Source organism: Curtobacterium sp. MCLR17_059 (assembly GCF_003234665.1).
Taxonomy (GTDB): Bacteria; Actinomycetota; Actinomycetes; order Actinomycetales; family Microbacteriaceae; genus Curtobacterium; species Curtobacterium flaccumfaciens.
The window spans coordinates 24,860-40,129 of sequence record NZ_QKSU01000007.1; the positions used below are offsets into that span (position 1 = coordinate 24,860).

Below are 15,270 nucleotides of genomic sequence, written 5' to 3' on the forward strand. Positions count from 1 at the left end.
AACGCACCATGCCCATCGACGGCATCACCGGCAGCGTCGACCCGACCGCGCAGGCCGCGGCCCTCGCCGCGAACTCCACCGCCCAGAAGTCCCAGACGATGGACTCCGAGGTCTTCATGAAGCTGCTCGTCACGCAGCTGCGCAACCAGGACCCGTCGTCGCCGATGGACACCAACCAGATGATCGGCCAGCAGACGCAGCTCGCGATGATGGAGCAGATCACCAACCAGACCACGACGGGGAACGAGAACTTCTCGCTCCAGATGCGCATCGCCGCAGCGAACCTCGTCGGCAAGCAGGTCAGCTACACCGACGCCGACTCGGGCAAGTCCGTCACCGGGACCGCCTCGGCCGTGTCGTACGCGAACAGCGTCCCCACGGTCACCGTGAACGGGAAGGAGGTCGCTCTCGACGTGATCTCCGGCATCACCACCACCGCTCCGGCGTCCTGACGCCCGCTCGTTCCTTCCTCGCTCTTCCTCGCTCTTCCTCGTACTCCCTCGTTCTTCCTCGCTCTTCCTGCCTCTCCGAAAGGACGCACCATGCTCCGCTCGCTCTACTCCGGGATCTCCGGCCTCCGCTCCCACCAGCAGATGCTCGACGTCACCGGCAACAACATCGCCAACGTCAACACCGTCGGCTTCAAGTCGTCGACCACCGTGTTCCAGGACACCCTGTCGCAGATGACCCAGGGTGCCGGCGGACCGCAGACCGGCATCGGCGGCACGAACCCGGCCCAGATCGGCCTGGGCGTGCAGGTCGCCGGGGTCTCCACGAACTTCTCGCAGGGCTCGGCGCAGGCCACCGGCAAGGCCACCGACCTGATGATCTCGGGCGACGGCTTCTTCGTCACCCGCCTGGGCAACGACACCGTCTACACCCGTGCCGGGGCGTTCGACTTCGACGCCAACGGCCGCCTGGTCACTGCCGACGGCAAGATCGTGCAGGGCTACCCGGCCACGAACGGCGTCGTCAACGAGAACGGCCAGCTGTCCGACATCACGCTGCCGCTCGAAGCAGCGGCCCCGGCGGTCCGCACCACCGCCGCCACCGTCGCCGGCAACCTGCCGTCCGAGACCGCCGTCGGCCAGACCATCACCCGCGAGGCCACCGTGTACGACGCTTCGGGTGCCAAGCACACGATGTCGCTCGCCTACACGCGCACCGCCGACGGCTGGGACGTCACCGGGCGCAACGGCCAGGGCACCACGGCGACGACCTCGCTGACCTTCGGCACCGACGGCAAGCTGACCGCCGGCGGCACCCTCGCCGTCGGGGGCATCCGGGTCGACATGGGCGACCTGACCGGGTTCGCCTCGCTCAACACCGCGGCGATCGGCTCGCAGAACGGCCGCGAGGCCGGCGCGCTGCAGGGCTACTCGATCTCGAAGGACGGCACCGTCACCGGCACGTTCTCGAACGGCGCGTCGCTCGCGCTCGGTCGCATCGCCCTCGCCACGTTCGCCAACCCGGCCGGCCTCGAGAAGACCGGGGCGTCGGGCTACCGCGCCACGGCGAACTCGGGCGGGGCGACGGTCGGCGGCCCCGGCTCGGCGGGCGTCGGTTCGCTCGCGGCGGGGACGCTCGAGATGTCGAACGTCGACCTGTCGCAGGAGTTCACGAACCTGATCGTGGCGCAGCGCGGGTTCCAGGCGAACGCCCGCATCATCACGACCTCGGACGAGGTGCTGCAGGAGCTCACGAACCTGAAGCGCTAGGCGCGGGGGCTCGGGTCGCGGGCGTCGCTGCGCTCGCATCTCGCGTCGCGTCGCGTCGCGGGCGCTTGGTGAGCAGGAACGGTCGGGTGCTGAAGGGGGACTCGACCGTTCCTGCTCACCATCGTTCGTGGTGCAGGGAGTTCGGCGACCGTTCGTGACGAAAGGGTGCGTCGCCACGTCTCATCGGTGCGATGCGCGAGAACCACGACACCGACCACCAGTCCGACCACCGCTGCTGCAGCGTCTTCGATCGCTGGCGGTGTGATCGACCACGCGGCCACGACGGCGTGCACGAGTCGCGTGCTCCCGGCGGCCGCACGAGCTGGAACGACGCGCTGACCGGGCGGCGGCTCGGGGACGTCTGAGCCCGAGCGCTGTCCGAGGGCGTGACGTGTCGTCCGGATCGGTGGCGGTCTGGGCGCGGCCCGATGTATGGTCAGTGCATGCTGACCATTGCCTCGCGGTACGACGTGCTGAACCGTCTCGGGCGGGCGCTCTCCGACCCCACGCGTGCGCGGATCCTGCTCCGGCTGCTCGACGGACCCGGCTACCCAGCGCGGCTCGCCGAGGAACTCGAGCTGACGCGGACGAACGTGTCGAACCACCTGGCGTGCCTGCGCGGCTGCGGGATCGTCGTCGCCGTGCCCGAGGGGCGTCGGACCCGCTACGAGATCGCGGACCGCAACCTCACCCGCGCGCTCGAGTCCCTGGTCGACGTGGTGCTCGCGGTGGACGTTGCCGACGACGACGGATGCGAGGTCGAGCGGTGACCACGGCCGCGGTGTCGCTCGCACCGGCTCGTGTCGGCGTGCTCCGGCGACGGATCAGGTGGATCGTCGCGGCGACCATCGCCTACAACGTGATCGAGGCCGTCGTGGCGATCGCCGCCGGTTCGGTTGCCTCGTCCACCGCGTTGATCGGCTTCGGGCTCGACTCGATCGTCGAGGTCCTGTCGGCAGCGGCCGTCGCGTGGCAGTTCGCCGGGCGCGACCCGGAGGCCCGGGAACGAACGGCACTGCGGGTGATCGCGGTCTCGTTCTTCGGGCTCGCCGTCGTGGTCAGTGTCGATGCCGTCCTGACCTTCACGGGTGTCCGGTCGCCGGAGCACAGTCCGGTCGGCATCGTGCTGGCCGCGGTGAGCCTGGCGGTCATGCCGTTCCTGAGCCTCCTCGAACGGCGGACCGGACGCGAACTCGGTTCGACGTCGGCGATCGCCGACTCGAAGCAGACGCTGATCTGCAGCTACCTGTCGGCGGCGGTGCTGCTCGGCCTGCTGGCGAACAGCCTCTTCGGCTGGTGGTGGGCCGATCCGCTCGCAGGACTCGTCGTGGTCGTGTTCGCCGTGCGCGAGGGGCTCGAAGCCTGGCGCGGCGACGCGTGCAAGCAGCCGGTGTCGGCGCTGACGGGGGAGTGCGAGCGCGAGGATTGCGACTGCTGTTGAGCGGAGTCTGCCCGCGGCCGGCGGTTCAGTCGGCTTCGGTCTCGCGGACGTGGCTGACCGCATCGCCGACGATGTGCGCGATGTGCTCGTCGTGCAGCGAGTAGACGGCGTTCCGCCCGATGCGCTCGACCTGCACGATGCCCGCGAGCCGCAGCGTGCGGAGGTGCTGGGACACCAGGGGCTGCGACAGCTCAGTCGCTTCGGCGAGGGAGCCGACGTCGGAAGGCTGGGAGATCAACGCCGACAGGATCCGGAGTCGGGCGGGCGAGGACAGCGCCTTGAAGAGTTCGGCTGCTGCTTCGATCCCGTCTGACATGGACTCATGTAAGCGCACGCGCATACGTGCATGCAACACGACGGCCCCGGCGCGGTGCGTCGGGGCCGTCGTGCAGGTCCGTCGATCGGTGCTGATCACGGGCCTGCGCTGATCAGGAGATCAGTGCTCGTCGTAGTGGTCGCCGTGCTGGGCGTGCTTGTGGCCGTCGTGGACGAAGTCGACGTGGTCCTCGTGCTGGACCGTCTCGTGGCCGCAGCCGTCCTGGTGGGTGTGCTCGGCGACGGTGTGCTCTGCGCTGTTCTCGTGCTCGGCCATGGTGACCTCCTGCTGATCGTCGGTTGGGATGCCCTCAGCGTAGATCACATATGCAGAAGTAGCAATACATTTATAGATGAGAACGGATGTCAGCCCGGGAACCGCTGGGTTCCCGCGACGGCCGACGTCGGCAGCGCGTCCGCGGCGATCGCGACTCCGGCGGTGAGTGCCGCCGTCCACTCCGCGGTCGGTGCGACGGCGGCGAGGTTCGACTGCAACAACGCCATCAGGGTGTTGTGCACCGTCTCGGCGGACACGGCCCCGCCGGCGTTGACGATGTTGATCGCGCCGGTCGCGTCGGACAGCACCTCGACCGAGACGCCGAGTGCCTCCGCCTCGGCAGCCGAGGCGATGATGCAGTTGTTCGTCATGAAGCCGACCAGGGTGACCGTGTCGATCGACCGCTCCTGCAGCCAGGCGAGCAGGTCCGTGTGGGCGAACACGGAGCTGAACTGCTTCGTGACCTGATGCCACTCGGGTGTCCGTCGCCGCTCGATCTCGGGGTGCAGGGCGAACGCCTCCGTCGTCGGGTTGAACACCGGCGCAGCGTCACCGGCGGTGTGCTGGACGACGACGATTGGCGTGCCGGCAGCGGTCGCGGCGTCGATCGCGGTCGTGATCTGCGCGAGCGCGTCGCGGACGGGCGGGAACCGGACCTCGAGTGGACCGCTGAAGTACTCCAGCTGGATGTCGACGAGGACGAGGGCGCGCTGGGGATCGGACACGGGAGCTCCTTGGGTCGGTGGGCGTACTCGACGATCCTCCTCCGCCGACGCCCTCGGTGCGATTGGCACGCGTGCGTCGGTACGATGGATCCAGGCCAAACCGGAGGAGTCCCGCGTGCAGATCGCCATCTACGCCTTCGACGGCATCACGATGTTCCACCTGTCGGTCCCGCAGATGGTGTTCGACGAGGTCACCCGGCTCGGTCTCGCCGACTGGGAGACCGTCGTCTTCTCCGACCGGCACGGTTCGGTCCGGACCGCCGAGGGGCTGACGCTCGGTCCCGTGCAGGGGCTCGACGCCACGGCGGACGCCGACCTGGTCGTGGTGCCGTCCTGGACCGACGACGGCACCCGACTGCCGGCACCGACGGAACGGGCGGTCGTCGACGCGCACGCGCGGGGATCAGTCGTGGTCGGTCTGTGCCTCGGGTCGATCGCGGTCGCCGGTGCCGGGCTCCTCGCGGGACGCAGCGCCGTCACGCACTGGCGCGAGGTCTACCGGCTCGCCGCCGCACACCCCGACGTCACCGTGGACGCCGACGTGCTCTACGTCGACCACGGTGACGTGCTGACCTCGGCGGGCACGGCGTCCGGGCTGGACGCGTGCCTGCACGTCGTGCGGACGCGGCTCGGCGCCGAGGCAGCGAACCGGGTCGCGCGGAGCCTGGTCGTCGCGCCGCACCGCGAAGGCGGGCAGGCCCAGTACATCGAGCGGCCGGTCGTGCAGCATCGGGGCGACGACCCGGTGGCGACGGCATCAGCCTGGGCGGTGGAGCACCTGGACGAGGAGCTCGGCGTCGACCGACTCGCTGCGGCGGCCCACATGAGCCGCCGCAGCTTCGTCCGGGCCTTCAAGGCGTCGACCGGCACCACCCCGGCGGCCTGGGTACGGAGTCGCCGTCTGGACGAGGCCCGTCTGCTGCTCGAGACCACCGACCTGCCCGTCGACCGGATCGCCGCAGCGTGCGGGTTCGGCAACCCGGTCACGCTGCGGCAGAACTTCGCCGTGGCCTTCGGCAGCACACCCTCGAGCTACCGCCGACGGTTCGACGCGAGGCCCTGACCGGCCGATCCGCGGTCTCAGCGCGGCGCCGTGGGCGAAACCGGGGCGGCCGTCGACCGCCAGTGTGTCGGTCGATCGACACCACGGGGCAGCGCCGTGGTGCCGTCTCCGCGCGCCGCGTTCACCTGCGCCTGTGTGAGGAACACCGCCGTGGACAGGTCGGCTCCGTCGACCCGCGCATCCCGGAGGTCCGCGCCGAGAAGGTCGACACCGGACAGGTCGACACCGCGCAGGTCTGCCGCGATCAGCGTGGCTCCCCGCAGGTCGGCCCCGCGCAGCGACCGTGCGCCGAGGTCGCGCCCGGCGAGGTCCGCCCCCGGTCGCAACAGGCCGTCCGGAGCGTCGTCCGCACCGGCGTTGTACCGGCCTCGGACCTCGGCGCTCACCTCGATCAGGACGTCGCGTACTCGAGCGTGCAGCGGCTCGACGTCCAGCGCGAGGAGCGTCGGCCGACCGGCGTCGAGGCTTCGCCGGATCTCCTGCGCGAGGAAGGCAGCGTCGTCTGCTGAGTCCGGGGTCACCGCACGGTCCTGTGCCTCGGCGAGGTGCCAGAGCATCTCGTGCAACCTGCGGACGATCGGGAACACCCGGAACATCTCCGCGCGGGAGTCCGGGTGGTCACGCCAACTGACCCCGTCGTAGAGGGTCTGGGACACGTACTGGCCAGCACCGGAGCAGTCGAAGACGGTGCAGCCCCGGAACCCGCGCGGCCGCAGCGCCTCGTGGATGGTGCAGGAGAAGTCGTCAGCGAGGTTGCCGCAAGGGGTGCCGGCGGGTTTGTCGATCGGGAAGTCGGCGGAGCGCTGGAACCCGAAGGCGGTGCAGCAGAGCGCGAAGCAGTTGCCGCAGTCCGCGCGCAGGGCGGACCGGTCGGTGGTCGTCATGGAGTGGTCTTCCTCTGGTGGTCTGGATGGTGTGCCGGGTGCGGGGGAACTCCTGGTGGAGTTCCCCGTCCGGGCGCACGAGACCACCCCCGCGCGTCGGCGGGGCGAACCGGTGGTGCTGGGTGACCGGTGGGTCACCGAGAGAGACGGAGGATCACTGCGGCCAGGCTAGCGTTCCCGGTGCGATGGGAACGCGGAACGGGCATACCTGGTCGGAACGACCGACCGGGTACGCCCGGTTCGACCAGGTGCGCCCGGAGTCGCCCTACGACGACGTGGGCGGTGACGCTACCGATTCGATGCCGTCCAGCCGCGCCTCTTCCGCGTCGTACCCGGCACGCACCTGACGCAGCACCAGGTCGTCGATCTCGTCGGCGTCCCGCAGGCGCAACAGGGTGTTCGCCTTGTGCTGGACGAGTGCGAGCTCGAGGGCGACCGCGTTGTCGTGCCGCTGCAGCGCGGGGTGGTCGTCGTCGTCCCCTTCGCGGGCCTCGATCACGTCGAGGTGCGCCTCGTACTCCTTCCGCAGGCGATCGACGGTCGCACGATCGGCTCCGGTCGACCGTGCGAGGCGGGGGAGCGCATCGAGTGCCTCCTCGATCGCGGTGCGTTCGGCGTAGCGACGTTCCTCGCTGACGGACTCGTCCTCGGGCAGCGCGGCGCGACGCAGGACGGCCGGCAGCACGAGGGCCTGGCCGACGATCGTGACGATGACCACGCCGGCGGTGACGAAGACGATGAGGTCCCGCTCGGGGAAGCCGCCACCGGACTCGAGGGTGCGCGGCACGGCGACGGCCATCGCGAGCGACACCGCGCCCCGGAAGCCGGCGAACCCGCTGACCAGCCGGTCGCGGTGCCCCTCGCGTGGTTCTCCGCCGGTGCGTCGGGTGACGAGCCAGATGGTCCCGCCCGCGGCGTTGAGGAACGCGAACCGCACGATGACGAGCAGCACCGCGACCGCGAAGACGATCCCGGTCCCGCGCAGCAGGTCGGCGGGGTCGAGTGCACGTGCAGCGACCATCGCCTCGATGCCGACCAGGACGAACAGCGCGCCGTTGAGCAGGAAGGTCAGGAACGACCAGAACGCGCGCACCTGCTGACGGGTCTCGGCACGGTCGAGCTTGGGACCGACCTGGCTGACGACGATGCCGGCGGCCACGACGGCGAGCACGCCGGAGGCGCCGATGGCCTCGGCGGCCAGGAAGGCTGCGAAGGGCACGAGCAGGGTGACGAGGTTCTCGAGCACGACGGTGTCGACGCGCCGCAGCACCATCGTCCCGATCCAGGCGGCGGCGAGCCCGGCGGCGACCCCGCCGATGTAGGACAGGACGAGCATGCCCGACACGCCCCAGAACGTGAGCTCCTGCGTGCCGACGGTGACGGCCACCGCGATGCCGTAGACGACGAGGGTGGTGCCGTCGTTCACCAGGCTCTCGGCGCGGAGCACCGTGACGTTCCGCCGCGGCAGCATCTTCGTGAGCACGCCGACCGCGGTCGCGTCGGTCGGGGCGACCGCGGCGCCGAGCACCCAGGCCGGTCCCCACGGGATCCCGAGCAGGTGCAGCAGGACGGCGACGGCACCGGCGGTCACCACGACGAGCAGGGTGCCCATCAGGACGATGCCGCGCAGGTTCTTCCGGATCTCGCGGAGCGACGTCGTCAGGCTCTCCCAGTAGAGCAGCGCCGGCAGGAACAGCAGCAGCACGGCCTCGGCGGGGAGCTCGACGTCCGCGAACTCCGGCACGAGCCCGAGCAGCGCGCCGAAGACCAGGAGCAGCACGGGTGGTGCGATCCGGATCCGGTCGGCCACGGCCGCCGTCAGTGCGATGGCGAGGCCGAGCACGACCACCAGTTCCGGTCCCAGCACGTGCACTCCGATCGTCGTCCGACCCGCCAGTCAACGCCGATCCACGGTGGATCCTTCCAGAACAGCCGGACGACGCGCCGCACACAGCGGGACGACGCGCCGCACCACACCCGAACGACGCGCCGCACCAGGCCGCACGACGCGTCACGAGCCGCCGCGTCACACCGCCCGCGGCCGCCGCACCACCCGCCGCCACCAGGCACGCCACGGCAGGGAACTCACCAGCGCCGACCCGATCACGACGGTCCCGAACCACCCCACGACGACGCCCGGGATCGGCACGAGCAGACTCGCCCACAGCAGCACCGACAGCACCCCGAGGACGTACGCCGCCCCGGCCTTCAGGTACCGAAGCCGCTTGAGCCCAGCAGCCTGGTCGACCCGCGAGGTCAGGCGGGCCAGGAACACCGCGCCCACCCCGATCGCCCCGATGGCGACCGCGGCCTGCTCGAGCGCCCCGAGCCCGTCCGACCCGAGCGGCCCGGACCCCGACAGGCTGTACACGCCGTCGAGGATCTCGAACAGCATGAACACGACGAGCCCCCGCTCGAACACGACCGTCGACGCGTAGAGGTGGATGCGCCAGGCTCCCCGGCCCACGCCGATCGACGCCGTGTCTGACCCGCCGCCGGGGCCACCGCGAAGCGCCCACGCCGCGGTCCGCTTCGACACGAGGTACGCGGCGATGCCGGCCACCCCGCCGAGCGCGACCGGCAACAGCGCACCGGCGGCCCAGCCGGAACGCGACCCGACGAGCACGGAGGTCACGACGACCCCCGTCGCAGCGGTGACCAGCGACCAGACGCGCGGTCGCGCGACGGAGGCGAGTCGCGCCTCCAGGCTGCCCAGCCACGACCTGCGGGACGCGCGGTCGGTGTTGAACAGGTACTCGGCGAAGACCTGCCAGATGAACGCGGCGCCGAAGGCGGCGAGGGCGGGACGCACCTCGGCCAGGTGCGCGGAGAACGAGCCGGGCGCGAAGACGGCTTCCTCCACCGAGCTGGCCGGGTCGGTCGCGTCACCGACCGCGACGGCGGCCGGCGGCAGGAGCAGGCGCATCGCGAGCACGCCCGCGACGATGCCGAGCGACAGGAACAGCCGCCGGGCGGGGGAGTGCAGCCGGCCGGCGATGCCGGCCATCGGCACGGACGAGTCCGCGGCCATCGCGATCTCGAGGAACGCGAGGGCCACGAAGGCGAGCGCTGCGGCGGGGCCGAGCACCAGCCAGGCCGCCGCGGCGGCCGCGACGGTGATGAGCAGGGGGACGGTCAGGAGCGATCTCGTGGCCATCTGCCCATCCAGCACGGTCGGGCTGGGCGGCGCATGGAGCGCTCCTGGGCATCGGCCTGGAGGCCCGTGGGGGACCCCGTCAGACGGGTGACGGCCCGTCCCCACTTGCGGGGACGGGCCGTCAGGGGGAAACGCAAAACACCGGTGTTCGCGTGCTGAACCGCGGTCTGCGCGTGTTCAACCGGCGAACACCGGTGTCTTGCGGGGATTCAGCGTCAGTCGTGGAACGTCTCGATGGACGCTCCGAGCGAGTTGAGGCGCTCCTGCAGCTGCTCGTAGCCACGGGCGATGATGCCGACGTTGCGCAGGACGCTCTCGCCCTTCGCCGCGAGCATCGCCAGCAGGATCACCACGGCGGGCCGCAGCGCCGGCGGGCAGCTGATCTCAGCGCCGGAGAAGTGCGTCGGGCCGGTCACGTCGAGGCGGTGCGGGTCACGCAGGGTGACGCTCGCGCCCAGGCGGGTGAGGTCGAGCAGGTGGATCGCCCGGCCCTCGTAGACCCAGTCGTGCACGAGCGTGGTGCCCTCGGCCATGGCCGCGATGACGACGAAGAACGGCAGGTTGTCGATGTTCAGGCCGGGGAACGGCATCGCGTGGATCTTGTCGATCGGCGCGTGCAGCTCGGACGGGTACACCGTGATGTCGACGAGGCGGGTGCGGCCGTTGGCGGCGGCGTACTCCTCGGTGACGTCGAAGCGCAGGCCCATCTCGGCCAGGGTCGCGAGCTCGATCTCGAGGAACTCGATCGGTGCACGGGTCACGGTGAGGGTCGACGCGGTGACGATGCCCGCGGTCAGCAGGCTCATCGCCTCGACCGGGTCCTCGCTCGGCCAGTAGTCCACGACCTCGTCGATCTTGCTCTTGCCGGTGATGCGGAGCGTGGTGGTGCCGATGCCCTCGATCTGCACCCCGAGCAGCTCGAGGAAGAAGCAGAGGTCCTGCACCATGTAGTTGGGGCTGGCGTTCCGGATGACGGTCTCGCCGTCGCGGGCCGCGGCGGCGAGGATCGCGTTCTCGGTCACGGTGTCGCCGCGCTCGGTGAGCACGACCGACTTGGTGGGGACGGCCTGGTTCGCGACGTCGACCTCGTACCAGCCGGAGGTCGCCTCGACGTCCACGCCGAACGGACGCAGCGCGATGAGGTGCGGCTCGACCGTGCGGGTGCCGAGGTCGCAGCCGCCGGCGTAGGGCAGGCGGAAGGACTCGTACCGGCCGCTGAGCGGGCCGAGGAACATGAGCACGCTGCGGGTGCGGCGGGCGGCGTCGGCGTCGATCGCATCGAGGTGCAGGTCGTCGGGGGCGACGATCTCGAGGGTCTCGCCGTCCTCCGACCAGGTGACGCTCGCGCCGAGGCTGCGGAGCACGTCGATGATGCGGTCGACCTCGACGATCCGGGCGACCTTGTGCAGCCGGGTCACGCCGCGGTTGAGCAGCGAGGCGCAGAGCAGCGCCACGGCGGCGTTCTTGCTCGAGTTCACCGCGATGGAGCCGCTGAGCTTCCGGCCGCCCTGCACGCGCAGGTGGGCGCGCTGCGGGGCGCCGCCGATCGAGACGATCTGCTGGTCGAGGGCGTCGCTGATGCGGGTGAGCATCTCGAGGGACAGGTTCTGCCCGCCCTGCTCGATGCGGTTGATCGCGCTCTGGCTGGTGCCGACGCGTTCGGCGAGCTGGGCCTGCGTCATGCTGCGGCCCTTGCGGGCGCCCCGGATCAGGGCGCCGACCTCACGGAGGGGTGCTGCGGTCGCCGGAGATGCCGGCGAGACGACGGTGGTGGTGTCGGTCATGCGCGCCACGCTAACACGCTCATGAGATAAAGCAGTGGAAGATCGACACCCGTTGCGCGTCCTGAGGTCTCGAATACGTCACAGTTGGGAATTTCGGGGGACGAACGCTCAGGCATCGGTCAGACGGCCGTCGACGACGGTGACCAGGCGGTCGAGCGCGTCGCGGTGGACGAGGTCGTGCGTGACGAGCATCGTCGCCGTGCCCTGCTCGTGCGTGAGGCGCGCGATCAGGGCCATGATCTCGGCGCCTCGCTCCTGGTCGAGCGCGCTGGTGGGTTCGTCGACGAGCAGGACGGACGGGGTGTTCACCAGGGCGCGGGCGATGGCGACCCGTTGCCGCTGGCCGCCCGAGAGCTGCGCGGGTCGCTTCCCGCGGTGCTCGGCGAGACCGACCGCTGCCAGCAGCGCATCGGCACGGGCGCGCACCGCGGTCCGGTCACGGTGGCCGCCGCCGAGCTCCGCCATGACGAGCAGCTGTTCCCGAGCGGTGAGCGAGTCGATGAGGTTCGACTGCTGGAACACGATGCCGACCTGGTCGCGGCGGAGCGTCGTCGCCTCGTTCCGGGTCAGGGTCGCTGCGTCGACGTCGTTGATCCACACGTGCCCGGAGTCCGGGCGGATCAGGGTCGCCGCGACCGCGAGGAGTGAGGACTTCCCGGAGCCGGAGGGCCCGGTGATGCCCGTGACGACCCCGCTCGGAGCGGTCAGGGACACGCGGTCCACCGCCGTGACGCGGGAGTCGCCGTCGGGGAAGGTGAGGGTGACGTCGTCGAGGGTGATCATCGGTTGCTCCCGAGTGCGGTGAGGGGGTCGGCCCTGGTGACGGTGCGGAGTGCGACGGCGGCACCGGCGAGGCCGAGGACGACCATCACGGCGGCCGGCAGCAGGGTGGTGAGCGGGCTGAGCAGGAACGGCAGGACACCGTTCGCGAGCGCCCCCAGGACCGCCACGAGACCGATCCCGACCCCGACGCCCGCGGCCAGGACGACGAGTGCCTGGCCGAGGGCATCGAGGACGAGCGACGCGTCGGAGGCGCCGAGGGCCTTCAGGACGGCGATGTCGTCGGCACGCTGCAGCGTCCACACGGTGAAGAACGCCCCGACGACGAGCGCGGAGACTCCGAAGAGCATCACGATCATGAGTCCGAGGGACCCCACCTCCGACTTGAACGTCTCGAGCGCGGTGAGGCTGGCGAGCGGCGACACGGCGACGGTGCGCGTGCGGTCCGCCGTGCTGCCCCAGTCCGGCGTTCCGGAGACGGCGAGCACGGTCGCTTCGCCGTCCCCGCCGAGGCGCCGGTCGGTCGACGCCCACGCCGTCGGGGAGAGCGCGACGACGGGGGTGTGGCTGTACCAGGCGTCTCCGCCGACGGTGGCGACCCGGTAGGTCGTCCCGGTGATCGTGACGGCGTCCCCGACGGCGACGTCGAGGTCCTTCGCTGCGCCGGCAGACAGGCCCACCGTGTCGTCGGACCGCGGAGCCAGGTCGGTGACCGTCGACGTGGGGGCTCCCCGTGGGACGCCGAACAGGGCGACGGCGACCGCTGGTGCGGCTTCGGCGTGCACGGCGGCGCGCCCCTGTGCGATCCCGATCGGCGTGACGTGCTCGACGCCGGAGGACTCCCGCCACGCGGACACCGTCGCGGCGTCGATCGTCGACTGCGAGAACGATGGTTGCCCGGTCGAGGGCTCCTGCAGGACGAGCCGGTTCCCGGGGAGGCCGAGGACCGCGGACACGTTCTGCGCGGCGAGGCCGCCGGTCAGGCCGGCGAGGAAGCCGACCAGGAGGGTGATCAACGACACGACGGACCCGATGAGCACGAACCTGCCACGGGCGGATCGGAGGTCGCGCCAAGCGACGAACACGATGGTTCCTTCCCGACGGCAGGGACGCTCCCTGCCGTCCAGACGAGCCTCGCCGTCGCGGGTCCCGGTGCCATCGCCGGGAGGTTGACTGCTGTCGTCCGACTTCTGGTTGATGTCCGGTGGGTCGTGGCCGCCGTACGCTGCAACGGACATGGCACACAGCACCCTCACGCCCGTGTTCGTCGGGCTCCGCACCGGACTGCACGTGCTGTTCGCTGCGCTCGTGGCACTCGTCGTCGTCCGGGTCCTCGTCGTCCGTGACCCGACCATGTGGGCGGCGATCGCCCTGGTGGTCGGGTTCGCCGTCCTGTACCTGCTCGGCGCCGGTGTCGCCGCCGCGCCGGAGGCACGCCGAGCCGTGGTGGGAGCGGCCTGGATCACCGCCTTGACCGCCGTGTGGGTGGCGTTGCTCGTCCTCGTGCCGGAAGCGGCGTACCTGGTGTTCCCGTTGTTCTTCCTCTACCTGCACGTCCTGCCCCGGATCGTCGGGCCGGCCGCCGTGGTCGCAGCGACCCTGATCGCGGTCGTCGCCCTGGGCCTGCACGGCGGCTTCACCGTTGGCGGGGTGATCGGGCCCCTCGTCGGTGCCGGGGTCGCGTTGCTCATCGGCCTCGGCTACCGGGCGCTCGCCCGCGAGTCCGTCGAGCGGGAGGCACTCCTGGCGGAACTCCTCGCCACCCGCGACCGACTCGCCGCGACCGAACGGCAGCAGGGGGTCCTCACCGAGCGCGCCCGCCTGGCACGCGAGATCCACGACACCGTCGCGCAGGACCTCTCGAGCATCCAGATGCTCCTCCACGCCGCCGAAGCAGCCGACGGCGGCCGGCCGGGTATCGAGCACATCCGCCTCGCACGCGCCACAGCGGCCGACGGCCTCGCCGACACGCGGCGCTTCATCCGGGAGCTCGCACCGCCGTCCCTCGATGCCGGCCTCCCCGCGGCACTGCGCCGCCTCAGTGACCAGTGGCACCGCGCGGGGCTCGGCATCACCGTGACGGCCGCACCCGGAGCGTCGGAGTTGACGATGGACGTGCAGACCGCCCTGCTGCGCATCGCCCAGGGGGCCGTCGCGAACGTCGCCCAGCACGCCGGCGCCACGACCGTCGACATCACCCTCGACGTCACCGCGACGCACGCGTCCCTGCGGGTGCAGGACGACGGCTCCGGCTTCGACCCCGACCGTGTCGGCACCCGCTCCGGCACGTCCGACGCCTTCGGGCTCCGCGCGATGGGTGAACGTGTCGACCAGCTGGGTGGCCGTCTCACCATCGACAGCGCACCCGGGGACGGCACGACCATCACCGCGACCGTGGAGGTCGGTCGCCCGTGATCCGACTCGTCATCGCGGATGACCACCCTGTCGTCCGCGCCGGCCTGCGCGCGCTCCTCGACGGGGCGGTCGACATCGACGTCGTCGGGGAAGCCGCGACACCCGACGAAGCCGCCGCGCTCGTGGCGTCCCTGGACCCCGACCTCGTGCTCATGGACCTGCAGTTCGGGCAGGACCGCACCGGTGCCGACGCCACCCGGCAGATCCGGTCGACCGACGCCGCGCCGTACGTCCTCGTCCTCACCAACTACGACAGCGACGGCGACATCCTGGGCGCTGTCGAAGCGGGGGCCAGCGGGTACCTGCTCAAGGACACGCCGCCCGACGAACTGCTCGCCGCGGTCCGTGCCGCAGCCGCCGGTGAGAGCGCCCTCGCGCCGGCGGTCGCGAGCCGCCTGATGGCGCGGATGCGTGCGCCACGGGTCAGCCTGTCCGCTCGTGAGATCGAGGTCCTCCGGCTCGTTGCCGAGGGCGCCTCGAACGTCGACGTGGCAGCACGCCTGCACATCACCGACGCCACCGTGAAGTCACACCTGGTCCACGTGTTCTCCAAGCTCGGCGTCGGATCCCGGACCGCCGCGGTGTCCGAGGCCCGGGCGCTCGGCGTCCTGCGCTGACGGAGCTGATGAGAGACCCTCGGTGCAGGCGAGGAATGTGCACGATCGCGCCCTGCTCTTCGAGAGCTGCCCGGAGTGGCTGCATGTGCTGCCG

General features: G+C 71.2%; 17 protein-coding genes. 8 read left to right on the plus strand and 9 right to left on the minus strand.

Annotated elements, in window-relative coordinates; translation table 11 throughout:
* Positions 1–8: 8 nt before the first annotated feature.
* The 5 genes from DEJ12_RS10905 to DEJ12_RS10920 all read left to right on the plus strand — a co-directional run bounded on the left by DEJ12_RS10905 (position 9) and on the right by DEJ12_RS10920 (position 3,159).
* Positions 9–452, plus strand: a complete 444-nt coding sequence (locus DEJ12_RS10905; protein WP_071403921.1) for a flagellar hook assembly protein FlgD — start codon at positions 9–11, stop codon at positions 450–452.
* 90 nt (positions 453–542) lie between these two features.
* Positions 543–1,718, plus strand: a complete 1,176-nt coding sequence (locus tag DEJ12_RS10910) for a flagellar hook protein FlgE (protein ID WP_110863826.1) — start codon at positions 543–545, stop codon at positions 1,716–1,718.
* Between the two features lie 191 nt (positions 1,719–1,909).
* Positions 1,910–2,083 carry a hypothetical protein gene (locus tag DEJ12_RS18035; protein WP_163343662.1) on the plus strand — a complete coding sequence of 58 codons (174 nt, stop codon included), beginning with the start codon at positions 1,910–1,912 and terminating at the stop codon, positions 2,081–2,083.
* A 78-nt stretch (positions 2,084–2,161) separates the two neighbouring features.
* Positions 2,162–2,488, plus strand: a complete 327-nt coding sequence (locus tag DEJ12_RS10915; RefSeq protein WP_111030020.1) for a helix-turn-helix transcriptional regulator — start codon at positions 2,162–2,164, stop codon at positions 2,486–2,488.
* On the plus strand, positions 2,470–3,159 hold the full coding sequence (locus DEJ12_RS10920) for a cation diffusion facilitator family transporter (RefSeq protein ID WP_111030021.1): 690 nt from the start codon (positions 2,470–2,472) through the stop codon (positions 3,157–3,159). Before DEJ12_RS10915 ends, DEJ12_RS10920 begins: the two co-directional genes overlap by 19 nt.
* A 25-nt stretch (positions 3,160–3,184) precedes the next feature.
* On the opposite strand, the gene DEJ12_RS10925 is transcribed toward DEJ12_RS10920, so the two are convergent.
* The 3 genes from DEJ12_RS10925 to DEJ12_RS10935 all read right to left on the minus strand — a co-directional run bounded on the left by DEJ12_RS10925 (position 3,185) and on the right by DEJ12_RS10935 (position 4,476).
* Positions 3,185–3,475: a helix-turn-helix transcriptional regulator gene (locus tag DEJ12_RS10925; protein ID WP_111030022.1), complete on the minus strand. Its 291-nt coding sequence runs from the start codon at positions 3,473–3,475 to the stop codon at positions 3,185–3,187.
* A 120-nt stretch (positions 3,476–3,595) separates the two neighbouring features.
* Positions 3,596–3,751, minus strand: a complete 156-nt coding sequence (locus DEJ12_RS10930) for a hypothetical protein (RefSeq protein ID WP_017887460.1) — start codon at positions 3,749–3,751, stop codon at positions 3,596–3,598.
* Positions 3,752–3,840: 89 nt separating this feature from the next.
* Positions 3,841–4,476, minus strand: a complete 636-nt coding sequence (locus DEJ12_RS10935; RefSeq protein ID WP_111030023.1) for an isochorismatase family protein — start codon at positions 4,474–4,476, stop codon at positions 3,841–3,843.
* Between the two features lie 115 nt (positions 4,477–4,591).
* Here DEJ12_RS10935 and DEJ12_RS10940 point away from each other — a divergent pair, with 115 nt between their 5' ends.
* A complete protein-coding gene (locus DEJ12_RS10940) occupies positions 4,592–5,539 on the plus strand; it encodes a GlxA family transcriptional regulator (protein ID WP_111030024.1) in 948 nt (315 codons plus the stop codon).
* A 17-nt stretch (positions 5,540–5,556) separates the two neighbouring features.
* Here the strand turns inward: DEJ12_RS10940 and DEJ12_RS10945 are convergent, their stop codons facing one another.
* The 6 genes from DEJ12_RS10945 to DEJ12_RS10970 form a co-directional block, all read right to left on the minus strand.
* Positions 5,557–6,423: a pentapeptide repeat-containing protein gene (locus tag DEJ12_RS10945; RefSeq protein WP_111030025.1), complete on the minus strand. Its 867-nt coding sequence runs from the start codon at positions 6,421–6,423 to the stop codon at positions 5,557–5,559.
* Positions 6,424–6,688: 265 nt separating this feature from the next.
* A complete protein-coding gene (locus DEJ12_RS10950; protein ID WP_111030137.1) occupies positions 6,689–8,290 on the minus strand; it encodes a Na+/H+ antiporter in 1,602 nt (533 codons plus the stop codon).
* A gap of 159 nt (positions 8,291–8,449) precedes the next feature.
* Positions 8,450–9,580 (minus strand): DUF475 domain-containing protein, encoded by a 1,131-nt coding sequence (locus tag DEJ12_RS10955; RefSeq protein ID WP_111030026.1) that lies wholly within the window; start codon positions 9,578–9,580, stop codon positions 8,450–8,452.
* A gap of 215 nt (positions 9,581–9,795) precedes the next feature.
* Positions 9,796–11,364, minus strand: a complete 1,569-nt coding sequence (locus DEJ12_RS10960) for a UDP-N-acetylglucosamine 1-carboxyvinyltransferase (protein WP_171907747.1) — start codon at positions 11,362–11,364, stop codon at positions 9,796–9,798.
* A 108-nt stretch (positions 11,365–11,472) separates the two neighbouring features.
* On the minus strand, positions 11,473–12,147 hold the full coding sequence (locus tag DEJ12_RS10965) for an ABC transporter ATP-binding protein (RefSeq protein ID WP_111030027.1): 675 nt from the start codon (positions 12,145–12,147) through the stop codon (positions 11,473–11,475).
* The gene (locus DEJ12_RS10970; RefSeq protein ID WP_111030028.1) at positions 12,144–13,229 is read right to left on the minus strand and encodes an ABC transporter permease; all 1,086 of its coding nucleotides are present in this window, start codon (positions 13,227–13,229) and stop codon (positions 12,144–12,146) included. The genes DEJ12_RS10965 and DEJ12_RS10970 overlap by 4 nt, the downstream gene beginning before the upstream one ends.
* Before the next feature lie 151 nt (positions 13,230–13,380).
* On the opposite strand from DEJ12_RS10970, the gene DEJ12_RS10975 reads away from it, so the two are divergent.
* Together DEJ12_RS10975 and DEJ12_RS10980 are read left to right on the plus strand one after the other, a co-directional pair.
* Entirely contained in the window at positions 13,381–14,559 is a 1,179-nt protein-coding gene (locus DEJ12_RS10975; protein WP_111030029.1) for a sensor histidine kinase, read from the plus strand.
* On the plus strand, positions 14,556–15,176 hold the full coding sequence (locus tag DEJ12_RS10980; protein WP_111030030.1) for a response regulator transcription factor: 621 nt from the start codon (positions 14,556–14,558) through the stop codon (positions 15,174–15,176). Before DEJ12_RS10975 ends, DEJ12_RS10980 begins: the two co-directional genes overlap by 4 nt.
* The last annotated feature ends 94 nt before the right edge of the window (positions 15,177–15,270 follow it).

Excerpts from the sequence above, each read along its gene's own strand:
- DEJ12_RS10975 (WP_111030029.1), top strand. The coding sequence starts at position 13,381 with ATGGCACACAGCACCCTCACGCCCGTGTTCGTCGGGCTCCGCACCGGA.
- DEJ12_RS10915 (WP_111030020.1), top strand. The coding sequence starts at position 2,162 with ATGCTGACCATTGCCTCGCGGTACGACGTGCTGAACCGTCTCGGGCGG.
- DEJ12_RS10930 (WP_017887460.1), bottom strand. The coding sequence starts at position 3,751 with ATGGCCGAGCACGAGAACAGCGCAGAGCACACCGTCGCCGAGCACACC.
- DEJ12_RS18035 (WP_163343662.1), top strand. The coding sequence starts at position 1,910 with ATGCGCGAGAACCACGACACCGACCACCAGTCCGACCACCGCTGCTGC.
- DEJ12_RS10960 (WP_171907747.1), bottom strand. The coding sequence starts at position 11,364 with ATGACCGACACCACCACCGTCGTCTCGCCGGCATCTCCGGCGACCGCA.
- DEJ12_RS10920 (WP_111030021.1), top strand. The coding sequence starts at position 2,470 with ATGCGAGGTCGAGCGGTGACCACGGCCGCGGTGTCGCTCGCACCGGCT.
- DEJ12_RS10945 (WP_111030025.1), bottom strand. The coding sequence starts at position 6,423 with ATGACGACCACCGACCGGTCCGCCCTGCGCGCGGACTGCGGCAACTGC.
- DEJ12_RS10965 (WP_111030027.1), bottom strand. The coding sequence starts at position 12,147 with ATGATCACCCTCGACGACGTCACCCTCACCTTCCCCGACGGCGACTCC.
- DEJ12_RS10925 (WP_111030022.1), bottom strand. The coding sequence starts at position 3,475 with ATGTCAGACGGGATCGAAGCAGCAGCCGAACTCTTCAAGGCGCTGTCC.
- DEJ12_RS10905 (WP_071403921.1), top strand. The coding sequence starts at position 9 with ATGCCCATCGACGGCATCACCGGCAGCGTCGACCCGACCGCGCAGGCC.
- DEJ12_RS10910 (WP_110863826.1), top strand. The coding sequence starts at position 543 with ATGCTCCGCTCGCTCTACTCCGGGATCTCCGGCCTCCGCTCCCACCAG.
- DEJ12_RS10955 (WP_111030026.1), bottom strand. The coding sequence starts at position 9,580 with ATGGCCACGAGATCGCTCCTGACCGTCCCCCTGCTCATCACCGTCGCG.